This window comes from Barnesiella sp. WM24, from assembly GCF_004570975.1.
Taxonomy (GTDB): domain Bacteria; phylum Bacteroidota; class Bacteroidia; order Bacteroidales; family Muribaculaceae; genus Muribaculum.
In genome coordinates this window covers 282,496-299,695 of record NZ_SPPC01000001.1, presented here as the reverse complement: position 1 = coordinate 299,695, position 17,200 = coordinate 282,496, and the positions used below count along the sequence as shown (strand labels likewise).

Annotated in this window: 10 protein-coding genes; all 10 read left to right on the top strand. The window is 51.3% G+C overall.

Annotated features, from left to right (window positions below):
* The first annotated feature begins 254 nt into the window (after positions 1–254).
* Positions 255–1,130: an AraC family transcriptional regulator gene (locus tag E4T81_RS01335; RefSeq protein ID WP_135040753.1), complete on the top strand. Its 876-nt coding sequence runs from the start codon at positions 255–257 to the stop codon at positions 1,128–1,130.
* Positions 1,131–1,266: 136 nt separating this feature from the next.
* On the top strand, positions 1,267–2,268 hold the full coding sequence (locus E4T81_RS01330) for a glycoside hydrolase family 5 protein (RefSeq protein WP_135040752.1): 1,002 nt from the start codon (positions 1,267–1,269) through the stop codon (positions 2,266–2,268).
* Between the two features lie 18 nt (positions 2,269–2,286).
* Positions 2,287–3,738, top strand: coding sequence for a sialate O-acetylesterase (locus tag E4T81_RS01325; RefSeq protein ID WP_245206971.1), 1,452 nt, complete (start codon positions 2,287–2,289; stop codon positions 3,736–3,738).
* A 29-nt stretch (positions 3,739–3,767) separates the two neighbouring features.
* Positions 3,768–5,069: a beta-mannosidase gene (locus tag E4T81_RS01320; RefSeq protein WP_135040751.1), complete on the top strand. Its 1,302-nt coding sequence runs from the start codon at positions 3,768–3,770 to the stop codon at positions 5,067–5,069.
* A 13-nt stretch (positions 5,070–5,082) separates the two neighbouring features.
* Positions 5,083–6,351, top strand: coding sequence for an acetylxylan esterase (locus tag E4T81_RS01315; protein WP_135040750.1), 1,269 nt, complete (start codon positions 5,083–5,085; stop codon positions 6,349–6,351).
* A 161-nt stretch (positions 6,352–6,512) separates the two neighbouring features.
* Complete coding sequence (locus E4T81_RS01310) at positions 6,513–9,734, top strand: TonB-dependent receptor (protein ID WP_135040749.1); 3,222 nt, start codon at positions 6,513–6,515, stop codon at positions 9,732–9,734.
* A gap of 25 nt (positions 9,735–9,759) precedes the next feature.
* Positions 9,760–11,520: a RagB/SusD family nutrient uptake outer membrane protein gene (locus E4T81_RS01305; RefSeq protein ID WP_135040748.1), complete on the top strand. Its 1,761-nt coding sequence runs from the start codon at positions 9,760–9,762 to the stop codon at positions 11,518–11,520.
* A gap of 24 nt (positions 11,521–11,544) precedes the next feature.
* Complete coding sequence (locus E4T81_RS01300; RefSeq protein WP_135040747.1) at positions 11,545–12,915, top strand: glycan-binding surface protein; 1,371 nt, start codon at positions 11,545–11,547, stop codon at positions 12,913–12,915.
* Positions 12,916–12,937: 22 nt separating this feature from the next.
* Entirely contained in the window at positions 12,938–15,310 is a 2,373-nt protein-coding gene (locus E4T81_RS01295; RefSeq protein ID WP_135040746.1) for a hypothetical protein, read from the top strand.
* A 24-nt stretch (positions 15,311–15,334) separates the two neighbouring features.
* Positions 15,335–17,176: a glycosyl hydrolase gene (locus tag E4T81_RS01290; protein ID WP_135040745.1), complete on the top strand. Its 1,842-nt coding sequence runs from the start codon at positions 15,335–15,337 to the stop codon at positions 17,174–17,176.
* The last annotated feature ends 24 nt before the right edge of the window (positions 17,177–17,200 follow it).

Genomic DNA, 17,200 nt, shown 5'->3' with positions numbered 1-17,200 from the left:
CTGTTACGTGGTTTTGCAAATATAAATTGTTTTGTTGTGATATTGTGTTAAATTACAAAATAGCGTCTTTGATTTGTGATAAATTAACGGAGGTGGGCGACTTTGACGTTGCGATGCATTATTTTTAATGTAAATTATTCCGGATTATGGTATAATGTGCAATTTTTTATGTCGGAATGTGCTGATTTTAGCAGCACAAAATTTGCAACTAATTGAAATTGTTGTAACTTTGCAATTATCCATAATCTTAAATCATGAATAAGGTCATCACGGAAATCACGCCGCTTTCGTCAAAGGATTGCTTTTACCTTGTCGATCGTTACAAGGAGAGTTTTGATTACCCGCTACACAGGCATGCAGAGTTTGAACTTAACTTTGTGGAAAACTGTGAGGGTGCCCGCCGTATCGTTGGCGACAGCATCGAGGAGCTGGGCAATTATGACCTTGCGATTGTGGGCGGCGGTCTTGAACATGCCTGGGAGCAGCATGAGTGCTGCCGCAAGGATATACATGAGGTGACCATCCAGTTTTCATCTGACTTGCTCGGCGACTCGCTTCTTGCCAAAAATCAGATGAAGAGCCTCGAGGTGATGCTCGACCGCAGCCGCAACGGGATTGCATTCGGGGTGCCGGCAATCATGAGGCTCTATTCAAAGCTTATGGAGATAACCCGCCTTCAGTCGGGGTTTTACAGGGTGTTGAAGCTGCTTGAAATCTTGTATGAGCTTTCGCTTGAGGAAAATTTCCACATGCTTTCAAGCTCTTCGTTTGCCAATGTGTCGACCGTGTCCGACAGCCGGCGTGTGCGCAAGGTCGAAGAGTATATCAACAAGAATTACAACAAAGAGATACGCCTTCAGGCTCTTGCCGACTTGATAAGCATGACCCCGACCGCGTTCAGCCGCTTTTTCAAGTTACGCACAGGCAGGACCATCTCGGATTATATCATCGACCTCCGGCTTGGATATGCGTCGCGGCTGCTTGCCGACAGCACGATGTCGATTGTGGAGATATGCTATGAGTGCGGGTTTAACAATGTGTCCAATTTCAACCGCATATTCAAGCGTAAAAAGGGCTGCTCGCCCAAGGTGTTCAGAGAGAATTACCGCAAGAACAAAATCATAGTGTAGGGTAAGGTAAAATAGTATTAATTTATCTTATTGTGACACTCTGCGGCGACTTTGATTGCTCGGCCGGATATAATTACTATATTTGTGACATAGGAATTATTATTAATCAACCAATTAAACATATTTACTCAATTCCATGAAATTATTGCCAATCGTAATTTTATTCTCATCACTTCTCGGGATGACGGCGTGTGGTGTTAAGGCGGAGGCATCGGACTCTGCCGCCGAAAATGAAAAACTTACTCTTGTAGAGCGTCACGGACAGCTGAAAGTCAACGGCTCGCGTATAGTCGACAGTAACGGTGACTCGATACAGCTGCGCGGTGTGAGCTTCGGATGGCACAACATGTGGCCGCGCTTCTACAACCGCAGTTCGGTGACAGAAATCGCCAAGGACTGGGGCGCTGACATTGTGCGTGCGTCTATCGGCCTTGACCTGGATGAAAACACCTTTGACAAGAAGCCTGAAATGGGCTATGCTCTTGTCGACAGCATCGTGCAGGGAGCGGTGGAAAACGGCATATACGTGCTTATCGACTTCCATAGCCATGAAAACAATCTTCCGCTCGCCAAAGAGTTTTTTGCCACGGTCAGCGAGAAATATGGCAATCTGCCCAATGTGATGTATGAAATCTGGAACGAGCCTCTTGAAGTCACCTGGCAGGAGACAAAGAGCTATGCCGAGGAACTGTTGCCGATCATACGCAAGAATGCGCCTGAGGCAATTGTTATAGTGCCGACTCCCCGCTGGGACCAGAATGTGCATGAGGCTGCCGACGACCCTATTACGTCAGATAAAAATGTAGTCTATTCGCTCCACTATTATGCCGCCACCCATACCGACTATCTGCGTCAGCAGGCTCAATATGCCATTGACAAGGGGCTTCCGTTGTTCATGGCTGAATGTGCGTCGATGGTTCACACAGGCGACGGAGTGATTGACCCCGCTTCCTGGGAAAAGTGGATGGAACTTGCCGACGCTAACGGAATAAGCTGGATTTGCTGGTCGGTAAGCGACAAGGATGAAACCTGCTCGATGCTCCGCCCGTCGGCGTCTTCGCAAGGCGAGGAATGGACCGACGACGACCTCAAGCCGTGGGCGGTGCTTGTGAAATACTATATTAACCGTAACCGTTAAACAATCAAGTATCAAATCATGAAAATCAATCTTCGTAACCTGGTAATGGGCATCGCCGTTGCCGGGTTTGCCTGTGGTGCCGACGCGCTGACTCTTCCTGACATCGTTAACCGTAACATGATGCTTCAGCAAAACAGTGAGGCGGCTCTGTGGGGATGGGCAAAGCCCGGGTCGCCGGTAAAGGTTGTCACCGGTTGGAACGGAAAGGAATATACGGCAAAAGCCGCAAAAGACGGTCGCTGGGATGTAAAAGTGACGACTCCCGCTGCTTCATATGATATACAGACAGTCACTATCACGGGCGACGGCGAGACCCGCACGCTTGACAATGTGCTTGTCGGCGAGGTGTGGTTTGCCTCCGGACAGTCCAATATGGAGATGCCTCTCCGCGGATTCTGGGGCGCGCCGATCGAGGGCGCTAACAAGGCGATTGCAGAGTCGGGCAAATACAAACATGCGATACGCTTCGCGACGGTTCCGAAAAACCGGTCGGAGGTGCCTCTTGACAGCGTGAAGGGCGAATGGGTGGAGTGTGTCCCCGAAAATGCTCCTGACTTCAGCGCCCTGGGCTATTTCTTCGCGCGCGAACTTAATAATATAATAGACGTCCCTGTCGGGATAATAAATTGCAGCTGGGGCGGAAGCCGCGTGGAGGGCTGGCTTCCCAAGGAAATCCTTGACCGCTATCCCGACGTGGATTATGAGGCTGAAAAAGATGAGAGCCGTCCCGACTATCAGGAATATATGCTCCCTATGATTATGTACAACGGTATGCTTCATCCGCTTATGGGCTATACCGTTCGCGGATTCCTGTGGAACCAGGGAGAGAGCAATGTCGGCAAGCATGCCGATTACCCTTCGCGTTTCGCTACCATGATAGAGCATTGGCGCGACAAGTGGGGTCAGGGTGAGATACCTGTCTACTGTGTCGAGGTGCCTCCTCATTATTATGGTGACGAGCAGGGCACATGGGGCGCTTTGCTCCGCGAGGCTCAGCGCAAGGCTGTCGAGATTGTGCCAAACAGCGGCATTGTCGCTACGGTAGACCTCGTGACACCCGGCACCTCATTTCAGATTCATCCGTCAAAAAAGCGCGAAATAGGCGAGCGTCTTGCCTATATGGCGGCTGTACGTGACTATGGCGTGAAAGGCATTGCCTGCGATTCGCCTGAATTTGAGTCGATGGAGGTCGACGGCAACAAGGCTATCCTGCACTTCCGTCATGCCGACGACGGCTTCTCGCCTGAACGCGACATGGAGGGCTTCGAGGTGGCAGGTGAAGACGGGGTGTTCCATCCCGCTCAGGCAAAGCAGGTGTACACTGACCGCTGTAATGTGGAGGTGACAAGTGACAAGGTCGACAAGATTGCCGCTGTGCGCTATTGCTTTAAAAACTGGGCTCCCGGAAACATCTATGGCATGCGTGAGCTTCCGCTTGCCCCGTTCCGCACTGATAATTGGGAGAAATAATCTTTGCGAATCTAAACAATACTTGAAAAATGAAAAAAATATTATGGATAGCAGCCCTTTGTGTGGCTGTGACTGCTATAGCCTGCTCTTCGTCAAAGAAGAGCGGCGCTGCACGTGACGGTGATTTCGTTACCGTCCGCGACGGCAAGTTTTATATCGGCGACAGTGTCTATCGGTTTGTCGGGACTAATTTCTGGTATGGCCCCATACTTGCATCGGAGGGCAGGGGAGGCGACCGCGCCCGCCTGAGCCGTGAACTTGACTTGCTTCAGGAAAACGGAGTGAACAATCTGCGCATCCTTGTCGGCGGCGACGGTGACGAGGGTCTCGCCTCTCATATAAGCCCTGTCCTGCAGACCGCGCCCGGAGTCTATAATGACACTCTTCTTGCAGGGCTCGATTACCTCATGGCTGAGCTTGAGCGCCGCGACATGAAGGCTGTGCTTTACCTTAACAACGCCTGGGAATGGAGCGGCGGATATTCTGCTTATCTGCAGTGGGCGGGTAAGGGCAAGGCCCCGATTCCGAGTGTTGACGGCTGGCCCGCCTATATGGACTATGTGAGGCAGTTTGTTACCTGTGACTCGGCAAAGCAGCTTTCTTATGACCATGTGCGCAATATAGTGTCGCGGGTCAACAGTGTTACCGGGAAGCCTTATGTGGAGAGCCCCGCGATAATGGCATGGCAGGTGGCAAACGAGCCACGGGCATTTGCCGACGACAGCGTGCAGAAACGCGCCTTCGCCGACTGGATACGCACCACGGCAAAGATAATCAAGGAGATTGACCCTAACCATCTCGTGTCGACCGGCAGCGAAGGAAAGCATGGCTGCGAGCAGGACATCGAGCTTTGGGAAGAGATTCACAATTATCCCGAGATTGACTACGGCATCATCCATCTCTGGCCCTATAATTGGAGCTGGGTAGGCAAGGAGACCCTTATTTCAGGCGTCGACAGTGCCTGCATCAAGGCGGTGGAGTATATAACTCCCCACTCCGAGATGATGAAGCGTGCGCGCAAGCCTCTTGTGCTTGAGGAGTTTGGCTATCCGCGCGACTCCATGTCATTTGCTTCCGGCTCACCCACGGAGGGCAGGGACAAGTTTTATGAGTATGTGTTCTCGCTCGTGGAGCGCGGCGACCTGATTGACGGCTGCAACTTCTGGGGATGGGGCGGATATGCAGAGCCCGACCATGTAGTGTGGGTCGCTGGTGATGAATACACATGTGACCCGGCGCAGGAAGAGCAAGGTCTTAACTCTGTTTTTGCAAAAGATAACAAAACTTTAGCAATAATTTCGCGAATTGCACGTAATATAAGCACCAAATAAATACCATACAACAGTGACCTTTCATAAAACCAAGATGATTGCCGGTGCAATCTCACTGCTTTTCATAACCTTTTCAGTTTCGGCGGCAGAGCGTCACCTGAAAGCGTCGGCGGTTGCCGACAGCCAATGGTGGTGGCTCGCGCCTCAGGTCCCTTCGCTTACGGTTGCCGTGAGCGATTCCACCGGAGCGGCGTGTAACGCCGACCTCCGCATTGTCGTCACCACCGACAATTATGAGCCTGTCATGGAGGAGACACGCTCCGTGACCGTTGCTGCCGGCGACACGGCATGCTTCAAGGTTGACCCCTGTGTCAAAGCTCCCGGCTTTTACCGCCTTTCAGTGAATGACGGTGACAAGTCTATTCTTGACATGAATTTCGGCTATGAGCCTGAAAATATAGTGTCGTTGCCTGACTCGCAGCCCGATTTTGACCGTTTCTGGTCTGAGGCACTTGACGAGCTTGCCCGGGTCGATCCGCGCTATAATCTTCAGGAAGTCGACTCGCTGAGCGGCGAGAAGCGCAAGGTGTATCTTGCGACAATGCGCTCGCTCGGCGGCGACACTATCAGCGGATATATCGCCATTCCTGTCAAGGAGGGTAAGTATCCTGTCCACATTATTTATAACGGATATGGCGTCGACCCCTGGTGTGTAGGTGCCGACGATGCTCCCGACTGGATTCATTTTATCCCGTTTTCAAGAGGTCAGGGTTATGGTAAAAAATACAATAAGTATGGCGACTGGGTGGCTTATGGAATAGCCTCTCCCGACACCTATTATTACCGTGGAGCCTTTATGGATGTCGTGCGTGCAATTGACTTTATTTATCAACTGCCGCAGACCGACCGCAACAATATTTTTGCCGAGGGCGGCAGTCAGGGAGGGGCTTTCACCCTTGTGTCGGCTGCGCTCGACCATCGCGTTGCGGCGATTGCCCCTTACATACCCTTCCTCTCTGACTATCCCGACTATTTCAACATCGTCCACTGGCCTGCCGAGCCTGTAAAGAAGGCTGCCGCCGAAGCCGGCATAAGCGATGAAGAAATGTATAAGACGCTCAGCTACTTCGATATGAAGAACATGGCACGGCGCATTAAGTGTCCGGTGTTGATGGGTGTCGGCTTGCAGGATCCGGTATGTCCGCCCCACACTAATTTTTCAAGTTACAATCTAATCAGTTCACCAAAGGAGTTTATTATCTATCGTGACCTTGGTCACACAGTCGATTATGACGACTGGAATCCGCGAATAAGAGAATTTTTTGAACGAAACCGCCGTTGACAACATATAAGTCAACAAAGTGCAATATAGAGATAAAATTGTATTATTATATCTCTGTCCATATGCCTAATTTTGCATAGGGTGTATTATGCCCGACAGTGCAGTAATTATAAACCAACTATTCTAACCTAAATACATTAACCTTACCTTAAAAATTGCTCATGATGACAAGAACAGTCTTGAACATTAGAGCCCTTCTATTGGCGCTATTTATATCGGTGTCAATCGGAGTGTTCGCCCAGACATCCGTAAAGGGTGTCGTCCTCGAGCCATCGGGTGAGCCGGCAATCGGTGCAACCATCATGGAAAAGGGGACTTCCGTAGGTACGGCGACTGACTTCGATGGTAATTTTGCTATCAAAGTCGCGTCTCCTAACGCAGTGCTCGTAGTGTCGTATGTAGGCATGGAGACCCAGGAGGTCAAGCTCGCCGGCCGTACCGACCTTACTATTACCTTGAAAGAATCGGGCGTTTCGCTCGACGAGGTTGTGGTAGTCGGCTATGGTGTCATGAAGAAGAGTGACCTTGCAGGTGCTTCTGTGTCAATGAGTGAGGATGACCTCAAGGGATCAATCATCACCAACCTCGACCAGTCTCTTCAGGGACGTGCCACAGGTGTGCAGGCAATGGCAACCTCAGGTGCCCCCGGCTCTTCATCTTCTATCCGCGTGCGCGGTCAGTCAACCATCAACGCCAACGCCGAGCCGCTTTATGTGATCGACGGTGTGATCGTCCAGGGTGGCGGTAACTCAGGTGCCGACTTCGGTCTTGGTGACGCCCTCGGTAACGGTAAAGTGTCGACCGTGTCGCCTCTTTCAACCATCAACCCCTCCGACATCGTGTCAATGGAGATTCTAAAGGATGCCTCGGCTACCGCAATCTACGGTGCGCAGGGCTCCAACGGTGTCGTCCTCATTACCACCAAGCGCGGTAAGTCAGGCGAGGCTAAGTTCACCTACGACGGTATGTTTGCTGTCAACCACCAGAACAAGCGCCTTGACATGATGAACCTCCGCGAATATGCTGAATATTACAATGAGTTTGTGGCAAACGGTTACCAGACAGCAAATGACTGGTATCGCGACCCCTCTGTACTCGGTGTCGGTACCAACTGGCAGGATGCGGTGTTCCGCACAGCTCTCCAGAATCAGCACCAGGTATCGGCTCAGGGCGGTACTGACAAAGTGCAGTATTATGTGTCAGGTTCTTATATGAACCAGGAAGGTACGCTTATCGGTTCTGATTTCAGCCGTTTCTCTGTACGCGCCAACCTTGACGCGCAGCTCAAGTCATGGTTGAAGCTCGGTCTCAGCGCCACCTATACCGACACTGATGAAAGCCTCAAGCTTGCCGACGGCGAGCAGGGTATCATCAACTACTCGCTCACGACACTCCCCGATATACCTATCTATGATATCGACGGCAACTTCTCTTCTGTAGTACGTGAGGGTTACACCAACCCCAACCCCATCGCGCTTGCTATGCTAGATGACATTCTGCTCCGCCGTAAGAAACTTACCGGTAACATCTTCTTCGATGTGACTCCGATCAAGAATCTTGTATGGCATGCCGAATTCGGCTACGATGTCAGCGCTTCCAAGGCTGACCGCTACAAACCGATGGTTGACCTCGGCTCTTGGGTGCGCAGCAGCAACGAAAGCTCTATACAGAAAAACTCCAGCTGGTTCTGGCAGTTGAAAAACTATGTGTCTTACAACGGCACTGCATGGGATAAATTCCACTACACCGCAATGGTCGGTCAGGAATGTTGGGAGTCACGCTACGACTTCACAAATATCTTCGCTTCAGGTCTTCCCTCCGACGAGGTTCACAACCCCGCTCTCGGTAACAAGAACTCTTACAACATCAGCGCCGGATTCGGCAGCTCTGCAATGGCTTCGTTCTTCACCCGTGAGACCCTTAACTGGGATGACCGTTATCTCTTGACCTATACTTACCGTTACGACGGTAGCTCAAACTTCGGTCCCGAGAACCGTTGGGCAGGTTTCCACTCAGTGGCAGGTGCATGGCGCTTCTCCAATGAGAAATTCTTCGAGCCTGTGCGCAACGTGATTGACAACGGTAAGCTCCGTCTCGGATGGGGTCAGACCGGTAACGCCAACATCGGCGGTTACGCATGGGGTGTGGCTATGAGCCGTATGCCCTCAGCTCTCGGTGCAGGTTACCGTCCCGCCAACATCGCCAACCCCGGTATCAAGTGGGAGACTCAGGAACAGTGGAACGCCGGTATCGACATCAACATGTTCAACAACCGCTTGAACTTCGTTGTCGACGCTTACCTCAAGACTTCAAAGGACATGCTTATGGCAATGCAGCTGCCCTCTTACATGGGTACACAGGGTAACGGCTCTTCAGCTCTTGCCGCTCCTAAGGGCAACTTCGGTGAAATCGAGAACAAGGGTATCGAAATCGAGGTTACCGGACGTCCTTTCGTAGGAGAATTTGAGTGGGAGTCAAGCTTCCAGATCTCTTTCAACCGCAATAAGCTCAAAGCCCTTTCCGGCACCGAAAACGCTCAGCTCGTAGGCTACGGTCAGTGGAGCGACGTTGTGTCAGTGTCAGAAATCGGTCAGCCGCTCTATAACTTCTACGGTTATGTAGTGGAAGGCGTATACCGCGACTATGACGACATCATGAACTCACCGACACCCGACCATTTCCCCTCCGACGGCGTGTTCAACAAGAGCAACACCGTGTGGGTCGGTGACCTCAAATACAAGGATGTCAACGGCGACGGCAAAATCGACGCCAACGACCGCACTGTCATCGGCTCGCCGATGCCCAAGTTCACTTTCGGATGGACCAACACTTTCCGTTACAAGAACATTGACCTCTCGATCTTCCTTAACGGTTCTTACGGCAACGACGTGATGAACTACCTCGCAATCAACCTTACCGGCATGAAGTCGACCTGGACCAACCAGCTCAATTCGGTCAGCGACCGCGCGCAGCTCGTGCCAATCGACCCCAACAAGGTTTATCCCGCAGGTCAGAACTGGTATGACGATATCACCAATATCCGCGTAAAGAACTGGCAGACAAAGGTTCCCGCCGCACGTCTTAACGACCCGAACGATAACGACCGCATCAGCGACCGTTACATCGAGGATGGCTCATACCTGCGTATAAAGAACATCACTCTCGGCTACACCTTCAAGAAGTCACTTCTGAAGCGTCTCCATCTTGAAAATCTGCGTGTTTACTGCAATATTCAGAACTTATACACGTTTACCAAATATAAAGGTTATGATCCTGAAATCGGTGCATCAACCCAGGATTCATCAGGTCTTGTATATGGTCTTGACTTCGGACGCTATCCGTCACCGACCACCTATTCATTTGGTCTAAACATTTCGTTCTAATATTATTAAAAACAGAATTCAACTTATGAAAATCAAAAATATCAAATATTTAGCCGTAGTTGCCGCTCTCGGTTTAGGCGCGTCGTCATGCAACGACTTCCTTGACCGTCCTGCGGAAGACAACTACAACGCCGGCAACTTCTACCAGACCGACGAGCAGTGCTATCAGGGTGTCAACTACCTTTACAACTCGCCCTGGTATGATTTCCAGCGCGGATTCATCAAGGTAGGTGAGGTGCTTTCGGGCAACATGTACTGGGGTTCGTCTCCCTATCTGACATTTACCGTCAACGGTACCGATACTGACCTTGTGAACATGTCTTACTCTCTCTGGGCCGTGATTGCTCACTGCTCTACAGTCTACAACAACCTTCAGGCGTCACCGGCGTCAAAGGAAGCTCGCGAGGCTTGCATGGGCGAGGCTCTCACCTTCAAGGCTCTTGCCTACTTCTATCTCGTGCGCAGCTTCGGCGATGTGCCCATCATCCACAATATCTCCGACGAACTTAACGGAGCCTACAACTCCAAGTTCAAGGTAAAGCGTGAGGATGTATACGAGTATATCGTGATGACTCTCGAAAAGGCTATGGAGCTTCTTCCCAAGACTGCTTCAGCCCCCGGCCGCATCGACTACTACTGTGCCGAAGGTCTGCTCGCCAAGGTTTACCTTACCCGCGCAGGACTCTCAGGCTCACTCAACGCTGACGACCTCAAGAAGTCGGCAGCCTATGCAAAGGATGTAATCGATAACTCAGGCAGAAATCTGCTCAGCAACTATTCTGACATCTTCCGTCTCGCCAACAACACTAACGAGGAGTCACTCATCGCGTGGCGCTGGCAGGCAGGACGTGACCCCTGGACTCAGCAGAACACTCTCCAGAGCGACCTTGCTCCGGTAGGTTTTGACGAGTGGGGTGACTGCTGGGGCGGTTACGGCGGCCCTTCTGTCGACCTTCAGGACGCTTTCGGCATCGACGTGCTTGAAGATCCCTCTTCGCGCACCGACATCGACACCCGCCGCAAGGCTACCATGATGCTCCCCGGCGACAAGTATGAATACTTCTGGCAGGACAAGAAAGATAAAGACGGATTCACCGGCTTCAACGTGCTCCAGTTCTGCTACGACGGCGAGTATGGCAAGGGAGGTCCCGGCGAGTGGCAGTCGCCTACAGGTGCTTACAACGTGAAGCATCTCTATGGCAACAACTACGACCACGTTCAGGCTACCGGTGTGGCTTCGGGTAACATGTACAGCGCTCTTGCTACCCACATCCTCCGTCTTGCCGATGTATATCTCATCTATACCGAGGCTATGATGGGCGGCACAGGCTCTACTTCCGACGCTTCAGCTATCGACGCTTACTATAAGGTGCGCAACCGCGCTATCCCTACTTACTGGGACAAGCCCTCTGTAGTAACCTGGGAAGATGTCTGGAAAGAGCGTCGTCTCGAGCTTGCAGGCGAGGGCGACCGCTGGTATGACTATGTGCGTCTCTCTTACTACGATCCTCAGCGTGCCATCAACGAGCTTAAAGGACAGCGTCGTAACTCTTTCTGGAACGTAAACAGCCTTTACAAGTATTACTACGACAGCGGCAAGTGGGATATCGCTGAAGCCGCCAAGAAAGATGATACCGGCGAGGCAGGTTATGACACCAAGACAGCTGCGCCCAACGTGACCAAGGAGAGCTTCACTCTTCCTTTCCCCTCGGAGGACGTTGTCTACAACCCCAACCTTCTCAAGGATCCCATCTCTTGCGATGTCCGCACGGAATATTCTTACTAATAGCTAAAATTCACAGACTGTACAATGAATAAATTCAAATATACAAAATGGCTTCTTCCGGTGTTTGCCGCAGCAATGGGTGTCTCAATGGTATCCTGCGAGGACGAACCCGACAAGTTTGAGCTTACCGACGGTACTCCTTCCGTGCGCTATGTGCGCATGACTGCCGGTGCCGACTCGCTGGTGACCGAGGCTTATGTCGACAATCTGATATGTCTTGTCGGCGACAACCTCACCTCTATCCGCGAGATGTACTTCAACGACCAGAAGGCTGTGCTCAACACAAGCTACATCACTGACCATACACTCCTTGTAAATATTCCGCGCGGCATTCCCGAAGTGGAGACCAACAAGATTTATATGATCAACAAGGATGGCGTCACCACTGAATTTGATTTCCGCGTGCTTGTGCCCGGTCCGTCGCTGCTCTCGCTCTCATTCGAGTATGCTAAGCCCGGCGACGAGGTTACTCTCAACGGTAACTACTTCGTGGATGACCCCAACAAGCCTCTTACCATAACCTTCCCCGGTGACATACCCGTGACCGAGATCAAGAGCATCGAGCAGACCGCCGTTACATTCGTAATCCCTGACGGGGCTACAGAGGAAGGCGAGCTTGAGGTTACTACCCGCTACGGTAAGGGTGAGTCCAAGTTCCACTATCTTGACACCCGTGGCATGCTCTTCAGCTTTGACGGCGGTCTTGAGCAGCAGGGATGGCACGCTCAGGCTATTGTGGCCGATGACTATTCATTTAGCGGCAACTACTTGCAGCTTGGCGACGGCGACGCTATCATGTCGGAAGACGGCGGATGGGCCGACACAAAGTTCTCGTTCGAGTATTGGGCTGGTTCATGGGATGATCCCCAGAACATAACCAGCGGACAGGGCGCGGCTCTTTATAATGTGGCTGACTTCTCCAAGCCCGAGAAGATGGCGCTTAAATTCGAGATGTGCATCCCTTCTTCCAATGTATGGGCTGCAGGTGCCATGCAGGTATGCTTCCAGGGACTTACTCAGCTCTCTCTGTCAAGCAATCCTATTGACGGAATAAGCGTAGCTCTTCCCGGTGCTCAGGCTTGGGCGTTCAACGGTGAGGTAAGCGATGACTTCAAGGATCGCGAGGGTGACTGGACCGACTGGGGCCGTTATCTCTATCGTCCGTGGCAGACTGCCGACAAGGGCGAATACCACACCGATGGCAAGTGGATTACCGTGACTCTTCCCTTCTCTCAGTTCCGCTATACCGCAAAGGGTACCGGCGCCGGCAAGACTCCATCCAAGCCGGAAGACTTCGCGAGCCTTACCATGTTTGTCGTGAGCGGCGGTGTCAACGGTGCAGAGTGTCAGCCTATCATCAAGATTGACAACATCCGTGCGGTAATCAATGAATAACCATCAAAATCGAGTATCAGCAATGAAAAAATACAGCAAATATACGGCACTCCTAATGATGTGCCTCATGTTGGTGACCTCGCTGTCGTTTACCGCTTGTAATGATGACGACTTCGACACCAACCAGAACCGTGGCGGCATCTCGCTTGAGGTGTTCGGTCCGTGCCCCGTGGCGCGTGGCGGTGAACTCCGTTTCATCGGTAGCGGTCTCGACCAGATTAACTCAGTAACCATTCCCGGCTGCGACGACATCACCAATATTACGGTGGTGTCGGGCAGCGAGATTCGCGTGACTGTCCCCCAGACCGCCCTCCCCGGAAAGGTGGTCCTCAACCATGCCAACGGCAAGATTACCACTCTTACCGACCTTACTTTCCTTGAGCCGATCAGCTTCGCCGAGGAAAACACCTTCAGCCCCGCCCGCGTTAAGCCGGGTCAGGAACTTGTCATCAACGGTGAATATCTTAACCTGATGAAAGAGGTGTGCTTCTCGTTTGTAGAAGGTCTTGACAGCGCCAATGTATATAAGGCCGACGAGGGCAAGTTCATCGAGCACACCCGCAATGTCATCAAGGTAATCGTTCCCGACAATGCGGTGACCGGTCCGGTCGGTATCTCTGACGCTATCGCCGAAATCCCCAACCTTATATGGTCGGAAGTAGAGCTTGAAGTGATACTTCCCGCTGTAGAGAAGGCTATCGACATCACCGATGCAAAGCCCGGCGACCTGATTACTATCACCGGTACTGACCTTGACCTCGTGCGCAAGGTTGTTATGCCCAACGAGGATGAAGTCGAGTTTACTCTTACCGAAGATGGCAAGATTACTTTCAATCTTCCCGACAACGCTTCCAACGGTGCTGTATGTGTCGTTCCCGGTTCAGGCGTGAAAGTTGCCGTAGCAAATATCGGCATGGTTGTGCCTACCGACATGACTCACAACTGTGGTGACGGTCTTCGTGCTGGCGAGGAGCTGATTATAAAGGGCGTGAACATGGACATGGTTGCGTCTATGATCTTCCCCGGAATGACCGACGCCGTTGAACCCGAATTAGTGAGCGCTACTGAAGTCAAGGTGACTGTACCCGCGACTGCGTGGTCAGGCGACCTCACTCTCAATCTCAAGAGCGGCGAGACTGTCATTCTGCCTATAGTAATAGCTCATCCCGAGAATGTTGTATTCGCTCCCTCTCCCGTGCCCGGCGGAGCAGAACTTACCATCACAGGTAAGAATCTTGATCTTATAGCTACTGTGGTGTTTGAGGGCGAGGCTTCTGTAGAGGCTAAGGATGCAACCGCTGCCGAACTGAAGATAAAGGTGCCCTTCACTGCTCAGACAGGTATGGTCAAGTTTATCCTCAAGAGTGGCGAGACCGTTGAGGCAGGCGAGCTTACAGTCGACCTCCCGACTATCGCTTATGTAACCGAGTGGCCCGCTGAAGATGAGGAAGTAAAGGCTGGCAACATCATGAAAGTCAAGGTTGCCAATGCCGACAAACTTACCGCTGTCAAGGTCAACGGAGTGGAAGTTCAGTATATACTTAACGGTGAATACCTGTATATCAATCTTCCGATGACTGCAGGTAAGGCAACCAAGTTTGCCCTCATGTCAGGCGAAGAGTCATTTGAAGGTGAATTTGACGTAATCCCTGCTACCGAGGTTGAAAATGTAATCTGGCAGGGTCTCTTCTCAGCAAGTTGGAACGGTATGGATGACCTCTCATGGGGTAAATTTGACTGGTCTACAGTTGAAGTAGGCTGGAAGCTCAAGGCTTACTTCACATTTGCAGAAGGAGCCGATTATGCTCAGATGCGATTTGGCAACGGAAGCTGGGCTTCTCTTCCCGACGCTGACATGGGTTATAATGAAGGAAATATCGACCTGTTCACTGAATTCCCTGACGGAGTTGCCGAAATCACCATAACAGCAGCGATGAAGGAAGCTCTTATTAATGAAGGTGGTCTTGTGATGACAGGTGCCAACTATATCCTTAACAAGCTTACCCTCTGGTATGAGAACTCACTTGAGACAGCATTCTATGAAGGATCTGCCGTAGTTGATGGATGGGGCGCTTTACAGGAGTTTGCCTGGAATGATGGCATTATCGCTAATCTGATAAGCACCTGGAAGGCTGGACAGACATTCCGTATATATTACAACACTCTTACCGGCGACACCGGAAAGATTAAGATAGGTCAGGGTTCTAACTGGGCTGGTCTTGCAGGAACAATCGCTTCTCCCGATACCAATGAAGAAGGTTACTTCGATTGTCCCGCTCCCAATGGAGTCGTAGCATATCAGCTGACTCAGGAGGATATTGATCAGATGGTTAATAACAACGGCTTTATCCTTCAGGGTAACGGTATAGAAATAACCAAGCTTACTATCGAGTAATAATAACTGAATAACAACATCACGATGAAAAGATTTAAATATATATTGCCGGCAGCTTTGCTTGGTGTTTCGATGGTCGCATGTGATGACGATGACACCTACGAGATGCTTGATGGCATGGACATGATCGTCCGCACTCAGACTATCGCCGAGGGCGAGTCGGTAAGGGCGGCGTTCACTCCGACAATGACTATCGCCTATAATAATCTTATAGGTATAGCCGAAGGTGTCAACGTGACTCTCAACGGTCAGCTTGTCACTCTTGCTGTAAATCCTGAAAACGGCATGGAGCTTATCCTTACGCTCCCGGCGATGACCGACTTTACCGAATATACCCTCGAGATACCTGAGGGAGCCGTATTCATCAAGGATCGTCCCGAGTCAAAGTGTGCTGCCAAGACAGTGAAGTTCAACACCAACGCGGGCATCAACCCCGAATGGCTTGACAAGAACCTCACTAATCCCAACGCCACTCCCGAGGCTAAGAAGGTGTTCCAGTATCTTCTTGACAATTACGGCAAGACTCAGCTCTCGGGCTGCATGAGCGACGAGGCATGGGGCACAAAGTATGTTGACTTCATCTCGTCACAGTCGGGTCACACTCCGGCAGTGCTCGGATTTGACTATGGTCATCTTTACGCTTCGCCCGCCAACTGGATTGACTACGGCGACATAACTCCCGTGCAGACCGCATGGAACAACGGTTCGATTCCCGAAATCCAGTGGCACTGGAATGTTCCCACTGAAAAGCAGAACATACTTTCTACCATATGGGAAGGAAACATGGTCATTGACAACTGGGACGCTCTGCAGCTTACCCCCGACATGAAGAAGACCGTGACCGATGAAGAGGGCAACACCTCTGAAATTAATGTATTTGACGACCTTGCGTCAGGACAGTGTATCCTTGTAAAGGTCAAGGACATCGACACATCGCGTGCGCAGGGCTCATTGAAGAGTCTTTCAAGCGGATGGCCGGCACTCGGCCCCGCCGGAACTACCGGATATGAGAACGGCACCGAGTATTTTGACATCCGTGACAACTACTCGCTTATCACCAACCGCTCGATTGTAGACGACATCAAGACCAACGGTTTTGTTGTGTCAGGTCAGGGCTACACCGTGACCGGCGTTTATATTACCGACGGTGACCCCCGTCTCGGCTTTGACGCTAACCGCTCTTTCAGCCCGACACAGGCTGTCATCGACGGAACTTGGGAAAACGAGATTATCAACAAGGACATCAAGAAGCTTGCAGGTTATCTGAAGCGCATCCAGGAAGCCAACATTCCGGTGCTGTGGCGTCCGCTTCACGAGGCAGCCGGCGATTACTCTAACGGCGCATGGTTCTGGTGGGGTAACGACAGCGTACAGGCTACCAAGGGTCTTTGGAAGTATCTCCGCAACAAGCTTGAAAACGAGTATGGCATCAACAACCTTATATGGGTATGGAACGTGCAGACAACTGACGGCGGCAATCTTGCCTCAGTCGAGAAGTGTCGCGAGGCTTATCCCGGTGACGACCTTGTCGACATCATAGGCGCCGACCTTTATCTGCAGGGCGAAAACCTCTATGGTCTTGACCCGACACTTGAGTTTGATCCCGAGGCTACCAACCAGACCCGTCAGTTTGACCTTGTAAACAATACCGCCAAGTTCAAGAAGATGGTGGTGCTCGCCGAGTGTGGCAACCTTCTTATGCCTGATGTGGCTAAGAAATACAATGCACTCTGGGGTTACTTCATGCAGTGGTATGACATGAAGGATGGCGAGATGGGGTTCCATACTTACCACGACGCTACCGTCTGGAAGCAAGTGATGGAGTCGCCCAATGTACTCAACCAAGGTGATTTCAACGTGAAATAATTAAGTTTGGTATATTATTTTATT

Coding starts and splice junctions, on each gene's coding strand:
- E4T81_RS01295 (WP_135040746.1), top strand. CDS start 12,938: ATGAAAAAATACAGCAAATATACGGCACTCCTAATGATGTGCCTCATG.
- E4T81_RS01330 (WP_135040752.1), top strand. CDS start 1,267: ATGAAATTATTGCCAATCGTAATTTTATTCTCATCACTTCTCGGGATG.
- E4T81_RS01310 (WP_135040749.1), top strand. CDS start 6,513: ATGATGACAAGAACAGTCTTGAACATTAGAGCCCTTCTATTGGCGCTA.
- E4T81_RS01290 (WP_135040745.1), top strand. CDS start 15,335: ATGAAAAGATTTAAATATATATTGCCGGCAGCTTTGCTTGGTGTTTCG.
- E4T81_RS01335 (WP_135040753.1), top strand. CDS start 255: ATGAATAAGGTCATCACGGAAATCACGCCGCTTTCGTCAAAGGATTGC.
- E4T81_RS01305 (WP_135040748.1), top strand. CDS start 9,760: ATGAAAATCAAAAATATCAAATATTTAGCCGTAGTTGCCGCTCTCGGT.
- E4T81_RS01320 (WP_135040751.1), top strand. CDS start 3,768: ATGAAAAAAATATTATGGATAGCAGCCCTTTGTGTGGCTGTGACTGCT.
- E4T81_RS01325 (WP_245206971.1), top strand. CDS start 2,287: ATGAAAATCAATCTTCGTAACCTGGTAATGGGCATCGCCGTTGCCGGG.
- E4T81_RS01300 (WP_135040747.1), top strand. CDS start 11,545: ATGAATAAATTCAAATATACAAAATGGCTTCTTCCGGTGTTTGCCGCA.